This window comes from Sandaracinus amylolyticus (assembly GCF_000737325.1).
GTDB lineage: Bacteria > Myxococcota_A > Polyangia > Polyangiales > Sandaracinaceae > Sandaracinus > Sandaracinus amylolyticus.
Genome location: NZ_CP011125.1, coordinates 7,455,251 through 7,476,390, shown reverse-complemented (window position 1 = coordinate 7,476,390; position 21,140 = coordinate 7,455,251). Strand labels below are relative to the sequence as shown.

16 protein-coding genes are annotated in these 21,140 nt (G+C 71.4%); 4 read left to right on the top strand and 12 right to left on the bottom strand.

Features of this window, described 5'->3' with window-relative positions; translation table 11 throughout:
- Entirely contained in the window at positions 1-651 is a 651-nt protein-coding gene (locus tag DB32_RS31620) for a VOC family protein (RefSeq protein WP_053236376.1), read from the top strand.
- On the opposite strand, the gene DB32_RS31615 is transcribed toward DB32_RS31620, so the two are convergent.
- Genes DB32_RS31615 through DB32_RS31605 form a run of 3 tightly spaced genes read right to left on the bottom strand, consistent with a single transcriptional unit; the run spans position 652 to position 6,288 of the window.
- On the bottom strand, positions 652-3,780 hold the full coding sequence (locus DB32_RS31615; protein ID WP_053236375.1) for an efflux RND transporter permease subunit: 3,129 nt from the start codon (positions 3,778-3,780) through the stop codon (positions 652-654).
- A gap of 5 nt (positions 3,781-3,785) precedes the next feature.
- Entirely contained in the window at positions 3,786-4,838 is a 1,053-nt protein-coding gene (locus tag DB32_RS31610; protein ID WP_053236374.1) for an efflux RND transporter periplasmic adaptor subunit, read from the bottom strand.
- 7 nt (positions 4,839-4,845) lie between these two features.
- Positions 4,846-6,288, bottom strand: a complete 1,443-nt coding sequence (locus tag DB32_RS31605) for a TolC family protein (RefSeq protein WP_083458022.1) — start codon at positions 6,286-6,288, stop codon at positions 4,846-4,848.
- Positions 6,289-6,414: 126 nt separating this feature from the next.
- Between DB32_RS31605 and DB32_RS49740 the strand changes: the two genes are divergently transcribed.
- Complete coding sequence (locus DB32_RS49740) at positions 6,415-7,773, top strand: sensor histidine kinase (protein WP_240481273.1); 1,359 nt, start codon at positions 6,415-6,417, stop codon at positions 7,771-7,773.
- A complete protein-coding gene (locus tag DB32_RS31595; RefSeq protein WP_053236372.1) occupies positions 7,770-9,128 on the top strand; it encodes a sigma-54-dependent transcriptional regulator in 1,359 nt (452 codons plus the stop codon). Before DB32_RS49740 ends, DB32_RS31595 begins: the two co-directional genes overlap by 4 nt.
- Before the next feature lie 4 nt (positions 9,129-9,132).
- Here the strand turns inward: DB32_RS31595 and DB32_RS31590 are convergent, their stop codons facing one another.
- The 9 genes from DB32_RS31590 to DB32_RS31550 form a co-directional block, all read right to left on the bottom strand.
- Positions 9,133-10,134: a metallophosphoesterase family protein gene (locus tag DB32_RS31590; protein WP_053236371.1), complete on the bottom strand. Its 1,002-nt coding sequence runs from the start codon at positions 10,132-10,134 to the stop codon at positions 9,133-9,135.
- A 114-nt stretch (positions 10,135-10,248) separates the two neighbouring features.
- Complete coding sequence (locus DB32_RS31585; RefSeq protein WP_053236370.1) at positions 10,249-10,848, bottom strand: MmcQ/YjbR family DNA-binding protein; 600 nt, start codon at positions 10,846-10,848, stop codon at positions 10,249-10,251.
- Positions 10,849-10,886: 38 nt separating this feature from the next.
- Positions 10,887-11,498: a hypothetical protein gene (locus tag DB32_RS49735; RefSeq protein WP_053236369.1), complete on the bottom strand. Its 612-nt coding sequence runs from the start codon at positions 11,496-11,498 to the stop codon at positions 10,887-10,889.
- Positions 11,495-11,941 carry an NADAR family protein gene (locus tag DB32_RS31575; RefSeq protein ID WP_053236368.1) on the bottom strand — a complete coding sequence of 149 codons (447 nt, stop codon included), beginning with the start codon at positions 11,939-11,941 and terminating at the stop codon, positions 11,495-11,497. The genes DB32_RS49735 and DB32_RS31575 overlap by 4 nt, the downstream gene beginning before the upstream one ends.
- A gap of 171 nt (positions 11,942-12,112) precedes the next feature.
- The gene (locus DB32_RS31570; protein ID WP_053236367.1) at positions 12,113-13,519 is read right to left on the bottom strand and encodes a DUF1552 domain-containing protein; all 1,407 of its coding nucleotides are present in this window, start codon (positions 13,517-13,519) and stop codon (positions 12,113-12,115) included.
- Positions 13,516-15,180, bottom strand: a complete 1,665-nt coding sequence (locus DB32_RS31565) for a DUF1592 domain-containing protein (protein ID WP_083458019.1) — start codon at positions 15,178-15,180, stop codon at positions 13,516-13,518. The genes DB32_RS31570 and DB32_RS31565 overlap by 4 nt, the downstream gene beginning before the upstream one ends.
- Positions 15,181-15,388: 208 nt before the next feature.
- On the bottom strand, positions 15,389-16,771 hold the full coding sequence (locus DB32_RS31560; RefSeq protein WP_053236366.1) for a cation:proton antiporter: 1,383 nt from the start codon (positions 16,769-16,771) through the stop codon (positions 15,389-15,391).
- Between the two features lie 39 nt (positions 16,772-16,810).
- Positions 16,811-17,446 carry a JmjC domain-containing protein gene (locus DB32_RS31555; RefSeq protein WP_053236365.1) on the bottom strand — a complete coding sequence of 212 codons (636 nt, stop codon included), beginning with the start codon at positions 17,444-17,446 and terminating at the stop codon, positions 16,811-16,813.
- 97 nt (positions 17,447-17,543) lie between these two features.
- Positions 17,544-20,654, bottom strand: coding sequence for a penicillin acylase family protein (locus DB32_RS31550; RefSeq protein WP_169791619.1), 3,111 nt, complete (start codon positions 20,652-20,654; stop codon positions 17,544-17,546).
- A 37-nt stretch (positions 20,655-20,691) separates the two neighbouring features.
- Here DB32_RS31550 and DB32_RS31545 point away from each other — a divergent pair, with 37 nt between their 5' ends.
- The gene (locus tag DB32_RS31545; RefSeq protein ID WP_053236363.1) at positions 20,692-21,138 is read left to right on the top strand and encodes an SRPBCC domain-containing protein; all 447 of its coding nucleotides are present in this window, start codon (positions 20,692-20,694) and stop codon (positions 21,136-21,138) included.
- Positions 21,139-21,140 lie beyond the last annotated feature (2 nt).

The following is a 21,140-nucleotide window of genomic DNA, read 5'->3' as shown; positions in this document are numbered from 1 at the left end:
ATGATTCGCTTCGTTCGCTACGAGCTCCGCACGCGAGACGTCGAGGCCGCGCGCGCGTTCTACGCCGACGTGATCGGTGCGCGCGACGATCTCGCGTTCTCCACGTTGCCCGAGCGCGCCGCCGCCGCGGGCGCGCCCGCGCACTGGCTCGGGCACCTCGCGGTGGCTGACGTCGAGGCCGAGGTCGCGGAGCGCGGCTGGCAAGCGCTCGGACCGATCACGCGAGAGCGCGCGATCCTGCGCGATCCGTTCGGGAGCGTGGTCGCGCTCGCGCTCGGCATCGCGCCTCCGGCTGCGAGCGTCGTGTGGCACGAGCTCCACACGAGCGATCGCGATCGCGCGTGGGCGCTCTACGGCGTGCGCGGCGGCTGGCGCGACACCGGCACGATCGAGCTCGAGGGCGTCGGCCCGTATCGCACGTTCGCGTGGGACGGCGCGAGCGTCGGCGGGATCGTGCAGTCGGTGCGCCTGCCGCAGGTGCACCCGCACTGGCTGTTCTACTTCGCGGTCGCCGATCTCGACGCCGCGCTCGCGACGGTGCGCGAGCGCGGCGGCAAGGTCGTCGGTCCCTTCGTGCGCCCGAGCGGCGAGCGCATCGCGTCGTGCGACGATCCGCAGGGCGCAGCGTTCGGGCTCGTCGAGCGCGGCTGATCACTCCGCGGCGATCGGCTCCGGCTCGATCGCGGCGATCGGCGCGAGGACGCTCTCCTCGTCCTCGCCGATCGTCGGCGGCAGCAGCTTGTACATCACCGGCGTCACGATGCGCGCGAGCAGCGTCGAGCTCACGAGGCCGCCGAGGATGACCCACGCGAGCGGCGAGTACAGCGGCGAGCGCTCGAGCGCGAGCGGGACGAGACCGCCGATCGCGGTGAGCGTCGTGAGCAGGATCGGCACGAAGCGCGTCTCGCCGGCGCGCTGGATCGCGTCGTCGAGCGACGCGCCTTCCTCGCGCAGCTGGTTCGTGAAGTCGACGAGGAGGATCGAGTTCTTCACCTCGATGCCCATCAGCGCGACGAACCCGATCATCGCGGTGAACGAGAGCGTGTTCCCGGTGACCAGCAGCGCGACGAGGCCGCCGATCACGCCGAGCGGGATCACCGACGCGACGATCAGCGTGCCGCGGAACGTGCGGAACTCGAGCACGAGCACCGCGAGGATGCCGAACGCCGCGACGATGATCGCGGTGCCGAGCCCGCCGAAGCTGCGCGCGCGGCTCTCGACCTCGCCCGCGACGACGAGCCGCACGCCCGAGGGCAGAGGCACGCCGCTCAGCCGCGAGAGCACGTCGCGCGTCACGCGATCGGTGTTCTCACCGGTGCGCGTGAACGCGGTGACCGTCGCGCTGCGGATGCCGTCGTAGTGACGGATCGTGGTGGGCGAGGGCTCGAGCTCGATCGTCGCGATCGCGGAGAGCGGGACCGCGCCGCCGTCGCGCGTCGGGACGAAGACCTGCGCGAGCGTCGCGAGCGTCGGGCGCGACGCGCCGAGCGCGAGATCGGGCGCCTCGTCGCGCGCGAGCATCACGCGGATGTCGCGCGCGTCGTCGTCGCCGGGGTGTCGGAAGCGCCCCGCGGGCACACCGCCGATCGCGAGGCGCACCGCGCGATCGATCTCGGCGGCGACCACGCCCAGCGCCGCGGCGCGCGTCTCGTCGACGCGCACGCGCAGATCGGTCCGACGCTCGCGCGCCGGGTTCACCACGTCTCGCGTGCCGGGCGTCGCGGCGAGCACGGTCTCGATGCGCGCCGCGGCGTCGGCGAGCGACTCCACGTCGTCGCCCATGAGGCGCATCGCGATCGGCGCCTCGAGCGGCGGTCCGTTCTCGAACTCGAGCAGGCGGATGCGCGCGCCGGGATACGACCCGAGCTCTTCGCGCAGTCGATCGAGCAGCGCGGGCGAGTGATCGGGATCGAAGTGCGCGAGCGACGCGAAGACCTCGCCGACGTTCGCGCGCTCGTTCTGGACGGGCACGTTGTAGTAGACGAGCGGGTTGCCCTTGCCGACGTTCGCGACCTGCCACGCGATCTCGTCGTGCGACGCGAGCACGCGCTCGACGAAGCGCGTCGCGCGATCGGTCTCGGCGAGGCTCGCGCCCTCCTCGGTCTCGACGCGCACCAGGAACTGCGCGGTGCCCGCCTTCGGGAAGAGCGAGAACCCGATGCGCGGCACCAGCGCGATGCTCCCGACGAAGAGCGCGACCGCCGCGACGAGCGTGAGCTTCGGCCAGCGCAGCGCGACGGAGAGCACCGGGCGATAGCTGCCCTCGATCACGCGCATCATCCCGCGGAACACGACGTTGCCGTGCTCTTCCTCGGGCTTCAGCACGCGGCTCGCGAGGAACGGCACGACGGTGAGCGAGACGAGCAGCGACGCGGCGACGGTGAGGACCACCGCGAGCGGCAGGCTGCGGATGAACTCGCCCGCCGTGCCCGGCAGCGCGAGCAGCGGCACGAACGCGAGGATCAGCGTCGCGGTGCAGCCGAGCACCGAGAGCGTGATCTGCTTGGTCGCGAGGATCGCGGCCTCGCGCGGCGTGTGCCCGAGGCGCAGGAAGCGCGCGATGTTCTCGACGACGACAACCGAGTCGTCGACCAGCAGACCCAGCGCGATCACGAACCCGACGATCGAGAGCTGGTTGATGCCGTAGCCCGCGCCGAAGAGCATCGTGAGCCCGACCGCGATCGAGAGCGGGATCGAGATCATCACGACGACCGACGCGCGCACGCCGAGCGGCAGCAGCGTCACGAGCACGAGCAGGATCGCGAGCACGAAGTCGCGCGCGAACCCGGACAGTCGATGCTCGACGTTGTGCGACTGGTCGAAGGTGCGCGCGAGCGTGACGCCCTCGGGCAGCGTGGGCTCGAACGCGGCGAGCGCCTCCTCGATGCCGTTGCGCACCGTGAAGATGTTCTGCCCCTCGCGCTGGTTCACCGCGACCGTGACGGCGCGACGGCCGTTCACGCGCACGAGGTGCACGGCCTCCGCGTCGCCGAACGTGACGTTCGCGACGTCGCGCACCCGCACCATGCGCCCCGCGCTCGCGCGAACGACGGTGTCGCGCACCGCGTCCACGCTCTCGTAGTCGCCGCGCGTCTGCACGGTGAACCGGCGCGCCCCCGCCTCGACGCTGCCCGCGGGGATCGTGCGGCTCTCCGCGCTCACCGCGCCGAGAATCTCGGCGGGCGAGATCCCGAGCGCGCGCATGCGCCCGAGGTCGAGCTCGATGCGCAGCTCCTGCGCGGGGAGCCCCGCGATCGTCGCCTCGCCCACACCGGGCACCGCCTCGAGACGATCCTCGAGCGCGCGCGCGAGCCGATCGAGGTCGGCGTAGCTCACGTCATCGGACACGAGCCCGACCTGCACGATGTTCACGTTCGCCGCGTTCGCGGTCTCGAGGTCGAGGCGCACCAGCTCGGACGGCAGGGTCGGGCGCAGCGTGTCGAGCTCGCGGCGCAGCTCGTCCTCCTTGCGCGGCACGTCGACGCCCGCCTCGTACTCCACGCGAATCACCGCGAGCCCGTCGCGGATCGTGGTCTCGACGCGATCGAGATCGTCGAGCGCCTGCACGCGCTCCTCGATCGGATCGACGACGAGCTGCTCGAGGTCGAGCGGCGATGCGCCGGGCAGCACCGCGACGACCACGAAGACCGGCAGCGGGAAGGTCGGGTCCTCGCTCTTCGGGATCGCGACGAGCGACGAGACGCCGAGCGCGAGCAGCATCCCGAAGACGACGAGCGTGAACTGCCAGCGTTTGACGGCGAATTCCGAGATGTTCGGCATGGCGCTCACTCCTCCGTGATCGGCTCGACGTGCGCGCCGGGGTCGAGGCGATCGGCGCCGACGCCGATCACCGCGTCGACGTCGTCGAGCGCGCTCGCGAGCACCGCGTGATCGCCGCGCAGGAACGCGACGCGCACCGGGACGCGCCGCGCGCGACCGCCGTCGACGACGAGCACCGCGGCGTCGTGGTCGCGACCGTCGACGAGCGCCGAGACCGGCACGCTCGCGCCGAAGGTCTCGCCGATCGGGATCGACACGCGCCCGACGAGGCCGGTGCGCATCGTGAGCTCCGCGGGCGCGTCGAACGCGATCTCGACGTCGTAGGTGCCGCTGCCGATCGACGGCAGCCGCGCGATCTCCACGATGCGCGCGTCGAGCGTGCGCTCGGGCATCGCGTCGAGCGTGATCGTCGCCGCGTCGCCCTCGTGGAGGCGCGCCACCGATCGATCGGGCACCGCGACGCGCAGCACCCACCCGCGCGCGCGGCTCGCGATCCGCAGCACCGGCTGCCCGGGGCCGATCACCTCGCGCGCATCGGCGAGGCGCGCGTCGACCCAGCCGTCGTCGGGCGCGCGCAGCGTCGAGTACCGCAGCGCGAACCCGGCGGCCGCGACGTTCGCGCGCGCGACCTCGGCGCCGGTCTGCGCGTCCTCGAAGGTCGCCGAGGGCAACGAGCCGCTCTCGCTCAGCGTGCGCGCGCGACCGAGATCACGCTCGGCGCGCGCGAGGCTCTCGCGCGCCTGCATCACCGTCGCGCGTGCCGCCGTCGCGTCGAGGCGCGCGAGCACCTGACCGCGCTGCACCTCGTCGCCGGCGTCGACGAGCACGTCGAGGATCACGCCGCCGCCCGGGAACCCCAGATCGAACGTGTCGCGTGGCATCACGAGGCCGGGCAGCTCGAGCGGCTCCCGTGCGGGCGTGCGATCGATCGGCGCGAGGCGCACCGGGATCGCAGCCGCGGGCTCGGAGGCCTGCGCGGCCGCGGGCTCCGACGTGCTGCAGCCCGACAGCGCGAGCGCGATCAGCGAGAGCGTGACGATCGTCGAACGGGTCTTCATCGTGTCCTCACTCCTCGATCGCGCGGCGCCAGCGTGCGTCGGCCACCGCGAGATCGATCCGGGCGTTCAAGAGCTCGAGACGCGCGCGCACGAGCAGCGTCTGCGCGTCGATCACGGGAAGTCCGGTGCCGCGCCCCGCGCGGAACACCTCGGACGCCTGGCGCAGCGCGCGCTCGGCGGCGTCCACCTGGGCGTGGCGCGACGTCATCGCGCTCACCGCGTCGCGGCGCTGGCGATCGGCGTCGACGATCTCCGCGCGCACACCTTCTTCGATCGATTCGCGCGAGGCCCGCGCTGCAGCGATGCGCGACTCGAGCGCGCGACGCGACGGATCGGCGGAGAGCGCGTCCGCGAGCTGCCAGCTCACCTGCGCGCCGACCGCCCACGTCGTCTCGAAGCGCTCCTGCGCGGGCACGAAGCGCGGGTTGGGGTTCGCGAGGAGCACCTCGCCGATCACGTCGAGCCGCGGGACCAGCGCCGCGTCCTGCACGATGCGCTGCGCCTCGAGCGCCTCGACCTGCGCGCCGATCGCGCGGAGCTCGGCGCGACGCTCGAGCGCGCCTGCGACGGCATCGTCGATCGCCGTGTCTCCTGGCTCGTGGACTGATCGCCGCGAAGCATGGAGCGCGGGAGCGTCGGGCAACGTGTCGCCGATCGCGTCGGGGATCGTGCTCACGTGCATCACGGTGCGCAGCCGATCGGCGAGCGCGTCGCGCAGGTGCTCGGTGGTGTCGACGAGCTCTCGCATCGCCGCGACCTGGGCCTCGGCGCGCGACACGTCGGCGCCGGTCGCGAGGCCGGCGTCGAACACACGCTGGGCGTCGTCGCGATGCGCCTCGGCGCTGGAGAGCCCCGTGCGCGCGACGACCAACGAGAGCCGCGCGCGCGCCCAGCCCCAGTAGAGCTGCTCGGCCTCGAGCGCGAGGCGCGCCTCGGTCGCCTCGAGCGTCGCCTCGCCCGCGTGCACCACGTGCTCGGCCGCGTCGCGACCCGGCAGCACGCGCAAGAAGTAGTCGCTCACCGGCACGACGAGCTGCGCGCGCACCTGCGTCTGATCGAGCAGCACCGGGAACGAGATCGGGACGCTCACGAGCGGCGAGCCCGGCTCGATCACGCCGCCCTGCGTCTGATCGACCGGCGCCGCGACGAAGCCGAGCGTCGGCGCCTCGATCTCCGAGAGGCGCATGTAGCTCGCGCTCAGACCGACGCGCGGAACGAGCGCGAGCGTCGCGCGATCGACGTCGGCGCGCGCGGCCTCGATCTCCGCGAGACGCGCGCGACGATCGAAGCTGCTCTCGACGACGGCGCGCACGACGTCCTGGGCGCGCAGCCCGCCGGGCACCGCGAGCTCGGCCGCGAGCGCGTCGTCGTCCTGCGCATGCGCGGTGGTGGTCGTCGCGAGCACCGCGCCGAGCGCGAGCAGCGAGACGGAGCGAATGGTTGGGGACATGCCGCGCCCCGAGAGCAGCCCTCGTGCCGCGTGAATTGCCGCGCTTCTCCGCGATGTCGCTGTACGGCGCGCCGACGTGTCGGAGGTCCGTACAGCGCTGCGCGCGCGGCGTTCCGACGATTTCCAATGGAGAAGCGAATCTCGCGCGCGGCTCGAAACACGGCGCGACTTTCGCTAGCGTTCCTCGAGCCGATGGACGCGGAGACCCTCGAACGTCGTTATGCCGAGGCGCGCGATGCGCTGCTCATCGAGTTCGGGACGCGATGGATCGAGCGCAAGCCGCTCGTGATGTCGATCCAGCGCGGCATGGTGGTCGTCATCATGCTGCTGGCGGGGTACACGGGGCCGCGCTTCTTCGCGCTGCTCGGGCTGTACGCGCTGACGTTCACCGTGGACTTCGTCGAGCGGCGGCACATCCGCGCATCGCGCTGCACCGAGCATCACATCGCCTACGGCACGATGATCGCGATGCTCCTGATGGCGATCGGCTGCGCGTTCACCGGTGGCTACGCGAGCCCGATCCTGCCGGCGCTGCTCACGCCGGCGGTGATCCCCGCCGCGGCGTTCGGCCGGCGCCCGCCCACGTGGATGCTGCTCGGCGAGCTCGTGCTGCTCTTGTTCGTGCTGCTCTTGCTGCCCGAGTGGGTGACCGGCCCGATCATGCCGAAGCCCTGGGTGTCGATCGGGATCGGGACGTCGGTCGTGTTCGCGGTCTGGGTGACGGTCGTGAACCTCGTGACGCTCACCGAGGTCTACGCGCGCGCGGCGGTGACCGCGGCGCGGATGCGCGAAGAGGTGCTCGAGCAGCACGAGTCGCGCGCCCGCGGCCTCGAGACGATGGGCGCGAAGGTCGCGCACGAGCTCAAGAACCCGCTCGCGGCGATCGCGGGGCTCGCGCAGCTGCTGCTGCAGGGCTCGCACGACGACAAGACGCGCGAGCGCCTCTCGGTGATGGCGAGCGAGGTCGGCCGCATGGAGAAGACGATGCGCGAGTACCTCGCGTTCTCGCGCCCGCTCGACGAGATGCGTCCGGTCGACGTCGATCTCGCCGCGCTCGCGGACGACGTCATCACGCTCCTCGAAGGACGAGCGCGCGCGCGCGCCGTGACGCTCGAGCGGATCGGCGATCGCCTCCGCGCGAAGGTGGATCCCGCGCGCCTCAAGGAGGCGCTGATCAACCTGGTCGACAACGCGATCGAGGCATCGTCGTCGGGCGGGCGTGTCACCGTCGAGCTCGCGCGCGTGCCGGGGTCGACGCACGTGCGCGTGCGCGATCGTGGCGAGGGGATCGCGCCCGAGGTGCTGGCGCGCGTGGGCACGCCGTACTTCACGACGCGCAGCGATGGCACCGGGCTCGGCGTGGTGATCGCGCGCGCCGCGATCGAGCAGCACGGAGGCACGCTCGCGCTGCACAGCCAGCGTGGCGAGGGCACGCTCGCCGAGATCGTGCTGCCCGACGGCGCCGCGCACGCGAGGGCCGCATGAGCCGCGCGCGCATCCTCCTCGTCGACGACGAGCCCGGGGTCCTCTACATGCTGCGCGAGGTGCTCTCGGAGCGTGGTCACGACGTGATCGCGGTCTCGTCGGGCGCCGCGGCGCTCGCGCACATCGACGGAGCGTCGCTGGTCGTCAGCGACCTCGCGATGCCGGGGATGGACGGCCTCGCGCTGCTCGCGCACGTGCACGAGCGGCGTCCCGAGCTGCCCTTCGTGCTGATCACCGCGCACGGCAACGAGCGCGTCGCGGTGAGCGCGATGAAGGCCGGCGCGTACGACTACCTGACGAAGCCGGTCGACATCGACGAGCTGCGCCTCGTCGTCGATCGCGCGCTCGAGAGCTCGCAGCTGCGCACCGAGGTGCGCCTCATGAAGGCCGAGCGCGCGCTCGGTCGGAGGCTGATCGCGGAGAGCGTCGTGATGCGGCGCCTGCTCGAGTCGATCGAGCGCATCGCCGACAAGGACCTCACGGTGCTGGTGCGCGGCGAGACGGGGAGCGGCAAGGAGCTCGTCGCGTCGCTCGTGCACGCGCAGAGCCGCCGCGAGAGCGGGCCTCTCGTGCGCTTCAACTGCGCGGCGCTTCCCGCGGAGCTCGCGGAGGCGGAGCTCTTCGGGCACGCGCGCGGTGCGTTCACGGGCGCGGTCGCGACGCGCCGCGGGTTCTTCGCGGAGGCCGATCGCGGGACGCTCGTGCTCGACGAGATCGGCGAGCTCCCGATGACGCTGCAGCCGAAGCTGCTGCGCGCGCTGCAGGACGGCGAGATCCAGCCGATCGGCGGGCGCATCGAGAAAGTCGACGTGCGCGTGGTCGCGAGCACGCACCGCGATCTCGCGGCCGAGGTGAAGGCGGGGCGCTTCCGCGAGGACCTCTACTACCGGCTCGCGGTCGTCGAGCTCGTGGTGCCGGCGCTGCGCGAGCGGCGCGACGAGATCCCCGCGCTCGCGCGCGGGTTCGCCGAGCGGTACGGCGAGCGCTTCGGGATGCCCGACGTGTCGCTCTCGCCGGAGCTGATCGACGCGCTCTGCCGCGGCGACTGGCCGGGCAACGTGCGTCAGCTCGAGAACACGATCGCGCGCATGGTCGCGCTCTCGGGCCCCCGCGTCGGGCTCGACGCGTTCTTGTCGCCGAGCGCGCCGGCGCCCGAGCCCGATGCCGAGCCGCCCGTCGAGGGAGAGCGCGACGCCGCGCCGCTCCCGCTGCGCGCGCAGGTCGAGGCGTTCGAGCGCGGATTGGTGGTGAGAGCGCTCGCGGACTGCAAAGGCAATCAGTCGCACGCCGCGCGACGGCTCGGCATCGGTCGCGCGACGTTGATCGACAAGATGAAGCGCTACGGGATCAAGTGATCGATCAGCGCGGGTAGGGGAGCGAATCGACACTGCCCCAGACCGCCGTGTCCGGATTGAGCAGATCGAATTCGCCCGACTCGGTGTCGCAGCGGATGACCCAGAACGCGTCCTCGTCGTAGCGCGTCGAGCCGAGCGTCACGTGCCAGCTGCCATATCGGCGCTGGTGGTTGAACCATCGGTGCAGGTGCCCGGAGAGCGCGACGAGGACGTTCTCGTGGCGCCCCAGCACCGCGTGGATGTCGGCGAAGTCCGCGTCGTCGAGCTCGCCCTCGGCGAGGACGAGCGGGTGGTGGTGGAACATCACGAAGCTCGGCAGTCCTTCGGCGAGCTGCTCGTCGAGCCAGCGGAGCTGTGCCTCGCCGAAGCTGCCGTAGTGCGTATCGAACCGCGCGCTCGCCGCGTCCCACGTGTCGCCGAGCTGACTGTCGAGCACGATGAATCGGAATCCGCGGTGATCGACCGAGTAATACGTGCGCTCGAGACCGAGCTTGTCGCGGAAGAGCTCGTGCACGAATTCGCGCGGCATCTCCGGCACGAAATAGTCGTGATTGCCGAGCGCGAGGTGCACCGGCATCTCGAACGTCTCGAGCACGTCCGCGACGATGTCGTGCGCAGTGAGGTTCGAGGGCTCGTAATAGAACATCGGATCGAGCGAGTTGTACTCGTGGATCACGTCGCCGAGGACGAACGCGCGCGCGATGGGCATGTCGAGCGCGTGGATGCGATCGCGCGCGCCGACGAGGCGCTCGTTCGCGGCGAGGATCGACGCGGTGTCGAGCTCGCCGTTCTCCGGTCCGGTGTACCACTCGTCGATCACGTGGGGATCGGAGAGCAGCACGACCTGGAAGCAGTTCTCGCGCGAGCAGTCGAGCGGCGGGAGCTCGATGCGCATGCGGAGCGGATCCGGCGGCCGCTGCGGGCCCGAGTCGGTGGCGGGCGTCGCGGCGTCGGGCTCGGTGCGCGCGTCGGCGGAGCCGCAGGCGACGAGCAGGAGAGAAGCCACGGAAAGGGCGAAGTGAAGCGCGGTGGGCATGGCGCGCGCGACGGTAGCGAACGGTTGCGGGCACAGCCGTCGCGCTGCGTGACAGTCGAGTGAGGAGTCGTCGACGTGCTCGGATCAGCGCTTCTTCGCGCCCGTCTTCTTCGCGGGCGTGGTCTTCGTCACGGTCTTCTTCGCAGCGGTCTTCTTCGTCGGCGCCTTCTTCGCCGAGGCCTCGCCGGCCGGAGTCGTCCTCGGAGCGCTCGGTGCCTTTCCGGTCGGCTTCTTCGCGGGCGCCTTCTTCGCGGTCGTCTTCGTCGGGAGCGTCGGAGTCGACTTCGCGGGCGCCGTCGCGACGGCCCCGTTCGCGAGCGCCTTCACCAGCGTCTTGGGCGCGACCGCGCGATAGCTCTCGTCGAGCCAGTCGAGGATCATCGGAATCGGCACGTCGTCGTCGACACCGAACTTCGCGCTCACCCATCCGCTCTTTCCGAGCCCGTACCCGGTCGGCTGCGCGAACGGGAGCATCAGCGCGACGTTGTTCGACTCGGGCAGCTTCACGCTCAGCGAGAGCCCGGTCGCGTCGGCGACGAGGAAGCAGAACGTCTTGTTCTTCACCTTGAACGCCGCGTGATCCCAGGGCCGATCCTCGTGTGTGCTGGGATAGGCGAGGGCCTTCGCGCGAATCGTCTCTTCGTGCGCCTTGATGTGCGCCGGCGGCTCGGTCGTCGGATGCATGCGCGGCGAGTCTACGTCAGCGGCGCTGTTCTCTGCGCTCAGCCAGTGCCGGCAGCCAGGATCCGTTCGAGCTTCATGCGCGCCGCAGCGTCGATCGGCGCCTGCCGGATCTCCGGCTCGAGCGTCGGCATCTCCTGCAGCAATCCGGCGAATCCCGCTGCCAGCACACCCAGCGCTGCTGCCCGGACGTCGGGGCTCGTGTCGGCGAGACATGACGCGAACAGAAGAGACTCGCTCAGAATTGCGCGCTTCATCTCGCGGACCCAGCGACGCTCGATGTCGAGCTCGGCCGCATCGGGACGCGTGAAGTCGACCCATTCGCCCGTTCCGGGCCGGCGTAGTCGTACGTTCGCGAGGGCATTCGCCGCTTCGAGTGGGCCTCCTTCCGCGTGGAGGATCGCCTCGAGCAGTTGGAGTACGGAGACCGTCGACGGAGCACCGCTCCGCACGACCGCGAGCAGAAACGGCACGATCTCTCGCGTGGCCGTTCCGACGTGCCCTTGATGGCAGAAATACTGGGCGATCTCGAAGTCCGGATCTCCGTCAGAGACGAGTCGCTCCAACAGCGCAGGGACGTCCGTCGCCTCGCCGTAGTTGTGACGTAGGCGGGACCAATCGACGTCCGGTAGCGGAAACTCGCTGCCCGTCACGGTCCGCCGGCGAGCTTGGCGCGGACGTCCATCAGGACGCGGCCGAGCATGTTCTTCCCGCTCCCGTCGCCGCCGTCGCCCCAGTAGTCGTCATTCTCGGTGTGCTCGACCAGCTTCGCATCGCCGGTCGCGAGGAGGAGCGCGCGCAGCTCGTCGTGCTGCGAGAACTTCGCCTCGACGGCGTCCCGCATGATCGAGACCTTCACCGATTCCCAATCACGCCGCAGCTTGCGGCTCCGATCACGTCCGAGTCGCGCCGCAATCATCGGCGTCTTGGCCCGGCGCACGGCATCGCGGTCCTTTGCGTCGACGAACTTCTGCGCCTGAAAGTAGTGCTCGCTCGTCGCCCAACGCTCACCACGCACGACGATCGGAAATGGCGCGAAGTTCGAGAATGCTCCGTACGCGTCCGTGACGCTGTAGAACCGAATCACGTTCGTCATCCGCACGAATGTGCCGCACATCCAAATCGGCTCCAGTCGCGCGCCTTCGGCGCGCGCTGCCGACCGCGGGAAGGACCGAGAAGGCGCGAAGCGCGCCTCGGTCGTTCGCGCCTTCCCCAGCCTCACCAGCGCGAGATCCCCATGCGTGCCGAAGCCGTGCACCGAAGCGCGTCATGCCTTGATCTGCGAGTACTCGCCGGTCCGCCCCCGAGACGTATCTCCGAATCCCTCGCTCGCGGCCCCCACGGCGTTCAGGAGCGTCGTCAGCAGCGCGTTGTGCGGCGCCCCCTCGATCGCGCCGTAGTCACCGCTGCGCGAGCAGTCGACGACCTCGCCCTGCTTCAGATATCCGCCCGCCGAGCCCGCGATCACGATCGGCAGGTTGTTGAAGTGGTGCGCCTTTCCGTCCGAGAGCTCGTTGATCCACATCACCGCGCTGTGATCGAGCACGGTGCCCTCGCCCTCCGCGAACTGATCCATCCAGCCGAGCAGCTCCGCGAAGCGCGACGCGTACCAGCGATCGATGTCGCCGATCATCCGCTCGATGCCCGGCAGATCCGCGCCCGCCGCGTCGTCGCGCCCGGTGCGGTGCGAGAGCTGGTGGTGCGTGAAGTCGTGCGTGATCCCGTCCCACCGGAACGTCGGGCCGCCCGATCCGCGCGACCACTGGATCGTCGACACGCGGTTCTGATCACAGACCATCGAGAGCACCGACAGGCGCATCAACATGCGCCCAGCCTCGCGGAACTCTCCGTCACTGCCCACCTGGTCGTCGCTCATCCCGTCGTAGCGATCGACACCGGTGATCCCGAGCGCGCCCGGCGTGCCCGCATCGCAGAGCCCCGGCATCGACGTCTCGGTGTCGCGCACCAGCGCGAGCCACGCGTCGATCTTCATCCGATCGTCGCTCGACATCGGCATCCGGCGCAGCGTCTGCAGATCCTCGCGCACGAGATCCGCGACGCTCTGACGCCGCCGCACGATGCGATCCTCGGCCTCGCCACCGGGGATGATCCCCATCAGCGATCGATAGACGTTCCAGGGGTTGTTCTCCCCTGCATACGGCGTATTCGCCGCCGAATAGGAGACGAAGTCCGTCGCACCGCCGTCCGCGGGATCGACGCGCCGTCCCACGTGGAGCACGAGCGGATCGACGCCGCCCGGATTGATGCGCCGCGCCGCTTCGAAATCGACCGAGTGACCGAGCGCGTAATTGCGCGAGTCGTCGCTCAGCCCGACCGCGGTGAGCTTGCAGCTCATGCCCTTGCGGTGATCGCACCCTGCGATTCCGTCGAGCCCGAACCCGCGCGGAGACATGTGGATGCCGCGCGGCACGAGCAGCTTCGAGCGGAACGCCGCGAGCGGCTCGACGCCACGCCCGACGAACGACGCATCCGTGAGCGCCCCGCGATCGTTCGCGGGGAAGAAGTCGCTCATGTTCACGCCGTTCGGCTGGAAGAAGATCACGAGCCGCTTGATCGGCTCGCTCGGCTGCGCGAACAGGCTCGGCACCGAGCTGAGGATGGGCAGCGCCACGGCAGCGCCGCCGAGGCCGCGGAGGAAGGTGCGTCGCTTCACGGCGTCGTCTCCGTACCGACCGCGCGATGGCGGAACGCGTCGGTCTGCGTGAGGTCCACGAGCAGATCGAGGATCGAATATCCGTCTTCGCCGAGGCGCGTCCCGAGCTGCTCGATGGTGCAGCGGTCGCTCGCGACCTGGCGCGCATACGCGTACTCGACCCAGTGGCGCGCATAGCAGCGCTGCGCCGTGGGCGAATTCGCGATCGCCGTCGAGAGATCCGTCGCGCCCGCGAACGACGTTTCTTCGCGCCCGCCGAGCATCGCAGTCCCGGTCGAGTCGACCGCTTCGCCGTTGTCGAGCTCGCGATAGGCGCCCAGCGCGTCGAAGTGCTCGAACGCGAACCCGACCGGATTGATGAACTGGTGATGACAGCTCGCGCATGCCTCGGAGGAGGTCTGTTGCGTCACGCGCTCTCGCGTCGTCACGAGGTCGGGGCTCGGCGCGGGCAGTGGCGTCATCTCCGCGCCGGGCGGCGGCGAGCCGAGCTCGAGACAGAGCACTTCTTCCTGCAGGTACGCGCCGCGCAGGATCGGCGACGTGCGGTCGTACATCGCGTGCGACGCGAGGAACCCGAGGCGCGTGAAGATGCCCGCGCGCTGCGTCGCATCGAGCGTGGCCGGCTCGAGCTCCGCGCCGTAGCCCGCAGGATCGAGCCCATAGAGCGGCGCGAGATCGGCGTTCACGAACGCGGTGGGCTCGGTGATCAGCGTGCCGAATCCGCCCTCGCGCTCGAAGACGACGTGCTCGACGAAGCGCAGCGTCTCGTCGCGGAAGAGCGGCACCATGTCCTCGCGGAACCCCGGATAGCGCGCGGGATCACGCACGATCTCGCTCCACCGCGCGGCGTCGCTGCCCTCGATGCCGAGCCAGCGCCGATGGAACGACTCGACCATCCGGCGCGCGCGCGGATCCATCAACATGCGCTCGGCCTGCGCGCGGATGTCCTCGGTGGTCGAGAGCCGACCCGCGTCCGCCGCATCGAGCAGCGCGTCGTCGGGCATGCTGTTCCAGAGCATGTACGAGAGGCGCGACGCGACGTCGTGATCTTCGAGCGGGATGCGCGCGCCGTCGCGATCGGTGCTGCGCTCCGCGCGCAGCAGGAAGCTCGGCGACTGCAGGAACGCCTCGACGAGGAGCTGCACGCCCTCTTCGAACGTGCCGGTCTCGGTGAGATCGGCGCGCATCGCGAAGAGCCCGTCGAAGCGCGCGATCTCTTCGCTCGAGAGCGGACGGCGGAACGCGCGACGACCGAACGCGACGACGAAGTCGTGCGCGCACGCCGCGCCGTCGCCGCTCGGCGTGCACGGCAGCAGCGCGGTCAGCGCGCCGGAGCGCGCCGCGATCTCGGTCGCGACCGTCTCCGCGGCGACGCGATAGCCGTCCCACAGACGCGCATCGATCGGGCCCGTCGTGTCGGGCGGCAGCATCTCGGAGGGCGCGAGGTCGGGCGCCTGGAGCAGATCGGCGACCGAGTTGTCGTACTGGTCGTGCGTCAGGCGCGGGATGCGGCTGGTCTCGGGGAGATCGTCGCAGCTCGATGGGCCCGGACCGCGTGGGCCGCCGAGCGGACCGCTCGGGTTGTCGGCGAGCGTGCCGGTGCAGCCTCCGCCGAGCCCGGCCGCGAGCGCGAGCACCGCGAGCGTGGCTCTGGCTTTCATGGCGAGGTCGGTACCTCGAGCCCTCGTGAACGGCTCATGCGTGTCCTCCGACGCCGCTCGGCGCACCCCGCGAGCGGAACGTCGGGCCCCGTCGAGCAGTGCGCGTGCCACGCGAACGCAGCGGTGAATTACACAGAATTTCTGGGATCTTCGCGCCGCTGGCAGGGTGTTGCCGGCCCCTCGTGGGGGCTCGCGGCCCCCGCCCGACCTAGGTGGTGACCGGCTCGGCGAGGCCCGCGTCCGCGGTGGTCGCGTGCGCGCGATCGATCCGGCGCACGAGCGGTGTCGCGGTCACGCCGTGCAGCACGATGCTCGTCGCGACGCAGGTGATCGCGAGGTCCGCGACGTGCGCCGCGCTCCCTCCGAGCGCGCCTTCGTTCGCGGCCCACGCGAGGTAGTAGAGCGTCCCCGCGCCGCGGATCCCGAGCCACCCCGCGACCGCTTTTTCGCGCGCGGCGAACGGGCTCCGCGCGAGCGTCACGAGCACGCCGGCGGGCCGTGCGACGAGGAAGAGCACGGCCGCGAGCGCGAGGCCGGCCGGATCGAACGAGCGCGCGAGCATCGCGCCCGCGCACACCACGACGGCGATCTCGCCGACGCGCTCGAGCGTGCCCGCGAGGCGGCTCGTGTCGTGGAGCACGGTTGCGGCTGCAACCGTGGGGTGCCGGCGCGCTTCGTCGCTCACCTCGGGCTGCATCAGCGCGTCGGCGGGCGCGCGCTCGTCGAGCTCGAGCCGCGGCGAGACGCGCTCGTCGGGCAGGCCGGCGCTCGCGACGACGCGCAGCTCGGCGCGACGCAGCGCGACGCCGCTCGCGAACACCGCGAGGAAGCCCCACGCGTGCACTGCCTCCGCGGCGACGTACGAGAGCGCGACCACGCCGACCGCGAGCAGCTCGTCGATGCCCTCGGTGCGGCCGGCGCGCGCTCGCGCGACGAACGCGACGCGCCCGGTCGTCCATCCGATCGCCGCGCCGATCACGAGCCCTGCGGGCACGGCCCAGAGCACGCGATCGAGCGCCCACGTCGCCAGCGTCGTCGCGTCGAGCGGTGCGGCGCTCGTCACCGCGAGGACGCCGAGCGCGACCAGCGGGAACGCGGTGCCGTCGTTGAGGCCCGCCTCGACCGTGAGCGCGGCGCGCAGCGCGTTCTCGTCGCGCGGCGAGCGCAGCGCGACCTCGCTCGCGAGCACGGGATCGGTCGGCGCCATCACCGCGCCGAGCAGCAGCGCCGCGTCCCACGCCATCCCGAGCGCGAGGTGTGCGCCGATCGCGACGAGCGCCGCGGTGATCGCGAGCCCGGGCCCCGCGAGCAGCACGGCGGCGCGCAGGCCCGGCGAGCGCCAGGGCGCGCGCACCTTGAGCCCGCTCGCGAAGAGCGATCCGAGCACGGCGACCTCGGTGAGGCGCAGGAGCCACGGATCGTCGATGCGTGGCGCCATCGCACCGACCCCGAACGGACCGAGCGCCACACCGAGCGCGAGATAGAAGATCGCGACGGTCACCGGCCGATCGCGCAGTGCGGCAGCGCCGAGCGCGACGAGGACGAAGAGGGCGCCGCCGATCGCGAGCGCCGCGGTGAAGTCGAGCGACAACCCGGCGAGAGGAGCACGTGCCGGGCCAATCGGTGCGGCTCAGCGCGGCGGCGTGATGCCGATCGAGATCGACAACGAGTCCTCGATCGCCTTGGCGACGTGCCACCAGCCGCGCGGCAGATACAGCCAGTCGCCCGCGACGAGCGTGCAGCTCATCAGCGGCGTCGTCTCTTCGCGCACGCGCGCGAAGTCCGGCTGCGCACCGGGCGTGGGATCGGGATCGATCGTGTTGCGTCGGAAGTAGTAGGTCTTCGAGCCTGCGGTCTGCGCGATGAAGACCTCTTCGGCGTCGTAGTGCCAGCCGAAGCCGTGCGAGCGTCCGGGCGTCACGAAGAGCTGCACGTGCGCCTCGCCGGGCACGTCGCGCGCGAGGTCGTGCGCCATCGCCGCGAGCGCGTGGTCGTGTCGCTCGGCGCGTCGCACCACGACGCCGAGCTCGCGCGCGAAGAGCGCGCGCAGCGTCGCGAGATCGCGCGGCAGCGCCACGTCCTCGGCGCGCCCGCGGCGCACGACGAGCGCGTCGAGATCGGGCGCGCGCAGCACGCGGTCGAGCGTGTCCCAGTCGAAGCGCGCGATCGCCTCGCGCGCAGTGCCCGGCGACGCGAACGGCGCGCGCCCGAGCTGCTCCGCGCGGAATCGATCGATCGACGATCCCGCGAGCCATTCCCCCAGCACGAGCCGAGCGATAGCCCCGCGTTGCGTTCTCGCAAGCGCACCGCCCCGAACCGAAGAGCGCGCCTCGATCCGATGGCCCTCGCTGCTCCTGCCCTCGTCACTGCATCGGCACGAGCACCTCGCGGCCGATGCCGCCCTCGACCACGTCCTCCACGTCCCAGCGCATCGGGATCGTCTCGTTGCCGAGCCAGAGCTGCACCTGATCGTCGAAGTGCTCGCTCTGCGTGATCCCGGACTGGCCTCCCGGGATCACGTTCCAGCCCTCGACGCCTTGCTCGCCGCCGAGCGCGATCACCATGCGGAACACCGGTCCGCTCCCGTGCGTGAAGCGCTCGCCCGAGAGACCCGGGTTCGCTGCGTCGACGTCGAACTGATCGCCCGGCCGCGGGAAGAACGTGAGCCCCGCGCGCGGATCGCCCTCGCCGATCCCCTCCGCGAGCTCGATGCGCTCCGGCGTGATCGAGAAGTTGTCGACGAAGATCGAGAACATCGGATCGTCACCGAGAAAGTCGGCGAGCAGCGACTCGAAGCGCACGCCGTGGCGCAGGCCCCAGATCCAGTCGTCGGGATCGTCCGAGCCGAACCCGCCTTCGCCCGGCGCGCTCGGCTCGCTGCGCAGGAACACGAGCGCGTCGCGCAGCGCGCGGACCACGATCTCGTGGCTCGTCTCGATCTCGGTGGTCGCGACGTCGTCGAAGAACACCGACTCCTCGCGCGCCGGCTCGTAGCTCCCGAGCGACTCGGGGTTGCCCGGACCGCGACCGCGCACGAGCAGCAGCATCGTCTGCATGCGGTACGTGTCGCCCGTCACCGCGGGCGAGAGCCCGCCGGGGATGCCCTCGTCGTCGAGCGTGCCGCGCACGAAGCGCGGGAACCACGTGCCGAAGATCGTCGTCGCGATCGCGTGCGCGCGATCCTCCGCCGCGGGCTCCGAGTAGAACGTCGCGACGCCCGACGGAGTCGGATAGTCCGCGTCGCGCCACGCGCGCAGGCGCCCTTCGACGTCTTCGAACGCCGCCTGCTCCGCGCGCCACATCGCCGCGATGCGCGCGTCGCTCGTGCCCTCCGCCGGCGTGCCCGCCGCGAGCGTGCGCGCGCGCTCCAGCTCATCGAGGAAGAGCGGCACCCACTCCTCACCGAGGTTCGAGTGATGATCGCCCTGGATGTCCTGCATCTCGGCGATCGTCGCGCGCTCCGCCGCGATCGCCTCTTCCAGGCGCTGCGCGATGCGCGCCGCGCGATAGCCCTCGATCCACGGCCCGCCGATGTAGTGCGGATCGTCGAAGAGATCGCCGTCGGTCGCGATCGCGCCGGGATCGTTGTTCGCGTGCTGCACGTAGCCGCGCGCGGGCGAGAGCGCCTGCGGCCACTCGTCGAACGGCACCGCGCAGCCGTCGGCGTCGGTCGCCGCCGCGGTCTCGTCGACGCGACCGTCCGCGGTGAGCGGGATCGACCAACCACCGTACTGCGTGCCGTCGATCAGCCGCCGCGGATCGGCGCCCGCGATCCACCGGTTCGTCGCGCCGTCGCGCGGCAGGTACGAGCGACACGGCACCGCGTGGTACGCGCTGTAGAGCACGTCGCCCGTGGTGTCCGACGCCATCATCGAGCCGCCGTACCCGATGAAGTGGCGCATCGCCTGGCGATAGTCCTCGACGTTCTCGGCGAGCCCGAAGAGCCGGAACGCGCGCAGCAGCACGCCGCCGTCGAAGGGCCCGTAGTCGAAGCTGATCGCGCTCACCACGCCGTCGCCGTCGACGTCGCCGGGCACGATCCACTCGCCCATCATGTTCACCGCGCTCGCGGGGCGCTCCGCTCCGTCCTCGACCGCGTCACCTTCGATCGACGTGATCCAGCGTCCGTCGAACGTCGTGAAGCGTGCGATCGACTCGGTGCGCCCCTCGCTGTCGAGCGCGGGCACGTCGGCGATCACGTACTCCTCGTCGACGCGCACCAGCGCGCGCTCCTCGCCCTGGAAGCGCGAGCCGCGCGGCGAGCCGTCGTCGCCGAGCACGATCTCCTCGCGGTACCAGTCCGTCACGTCCGCGAAGTACGCGGTCTGGCTCCACGCGACGCGACCGTTCGTGCCCACGCCGATCGTCGGCAGGCCCGGGATCGTCGCGCCGAGCAGGCGCGTGTCGTCGGCGCCTTCCGAGAGGAACGCCGTGTCGATCCCGACCTGCCAGAAGAGCGCGGGCACGCTGAGCTGCAGGTGCCCGTCACCCGCGAGCAGCGCGCGACCATCGGGCGTCGAGCTGCCCGCGACCGCCCACACGTTCGAGCCGTAGCCCTCGCCGGGCGTGCGCGGCATCCGCGCGACGATGCGCTCGAGGTGCTCGGTCAGTCGATCCATCACCGCGGTCTCGACGCTCGCGTGGTGACGCCCGCGACCACGACGTCGCGTCACCCGCGCGCTCTCGCTCGCCGTCTCGAGCCCCCAGCCCGACGCCGACGACGTGTCGCGCGGCGGCGCGTAGCGCTCCATCACGTCCTGCCGCACGCCTGCGAGGCGCAGCGCGCGATCGGGCATGCCCTCGAACAGCGTGTCGACCTGCGCGTGATCGCGATCGCGCCCGACGTCGCCGGTCTCGAAGCTCGTCGAGTAGAGCACCGTCACGCCGCACGCGATCACGTCGCGCCGATCCCACTCGTGCAGCAGCGACCACGGCCGCGTGCCCGCGCCGAGCAGCGCCGCGCCGAGCCGCACCTCGGAGGGCAGCGGCAGATCGCCGTTGCTCGCCGCCGCGACGTACGCGTTGATGCCCGCAGCGAACGCGTCGACCTCGCGCGCCTCGTCGTCGGTGAGCGCGTCCGTCTGCATCCCGGTGACGAACGCGCCGCCCTTCATGCGCTCCTCGATGTCCGTCGCGAGCGCCGCATCGCCGAGCAGCTCGGAGAGGCGCCCCTGCGACAAGCGCCGCGTGAGGTCCATCTGGAAGAAGCGATCGCGCGCCATCACGAACCCGAGCGCGCAGAACGCGTCCTCGCGCGACGCCGCGTAGATGTGCGGCACGTTCAGCTCGGTGCGGACGATCTGTGCTTCCTCGGAGAGGCACGGGATCGTGAAGCGCTCCGTCTCGGGCACGGAGTGCAGGATCGTCTGCGGCCCGGCGTCGCTCCCCGCGTCGGTCGCCGGTGGATCGTCGTCACACGAGCATCCGACGACGAACGACGCGAACAACGAGACGCACAGAGCGACACGACGCATGCGGCGAGAGTAAACGAGATCCGTTACGTTCCGCGCCGTGCCCACAGCGATCATCGAAGCGAGCTCCGAGATCGACGCCCCGCCCGAGCGCGTGTGGTCGATCCTCGTCGACCTGGCGAGCTACGCGGAGTGGAACCCGTTCACGCCACGCATCGACGCGAGCCTGCGCGTCGGCGAGCCCGTGGTGCTGCACGTCGCGATGACACCCGGCAAGAAGCGCCTGGTGCAGCGCGAGGTGTGCACCGCGAACGATGCGAGCAAGCACGAGCTCGGCTGGGGCACGACGATGCTCACGCCGTTCGTGCTCCACGCGAACCGGGTGCAGCGCCTCGAGCCGCTGCCGGGCGGCCGCACGCGCTACTACACGGCGGACGCGTTCGAGGGCCTCCTCGTACCGCTCGTGATGTGGCTCTATCGCAGCGACATCCAGCGCGGCTTCGACGGTGTCGCGCGCGCGCTGAAGGAACGCGCCGAGCGCGCTTGACG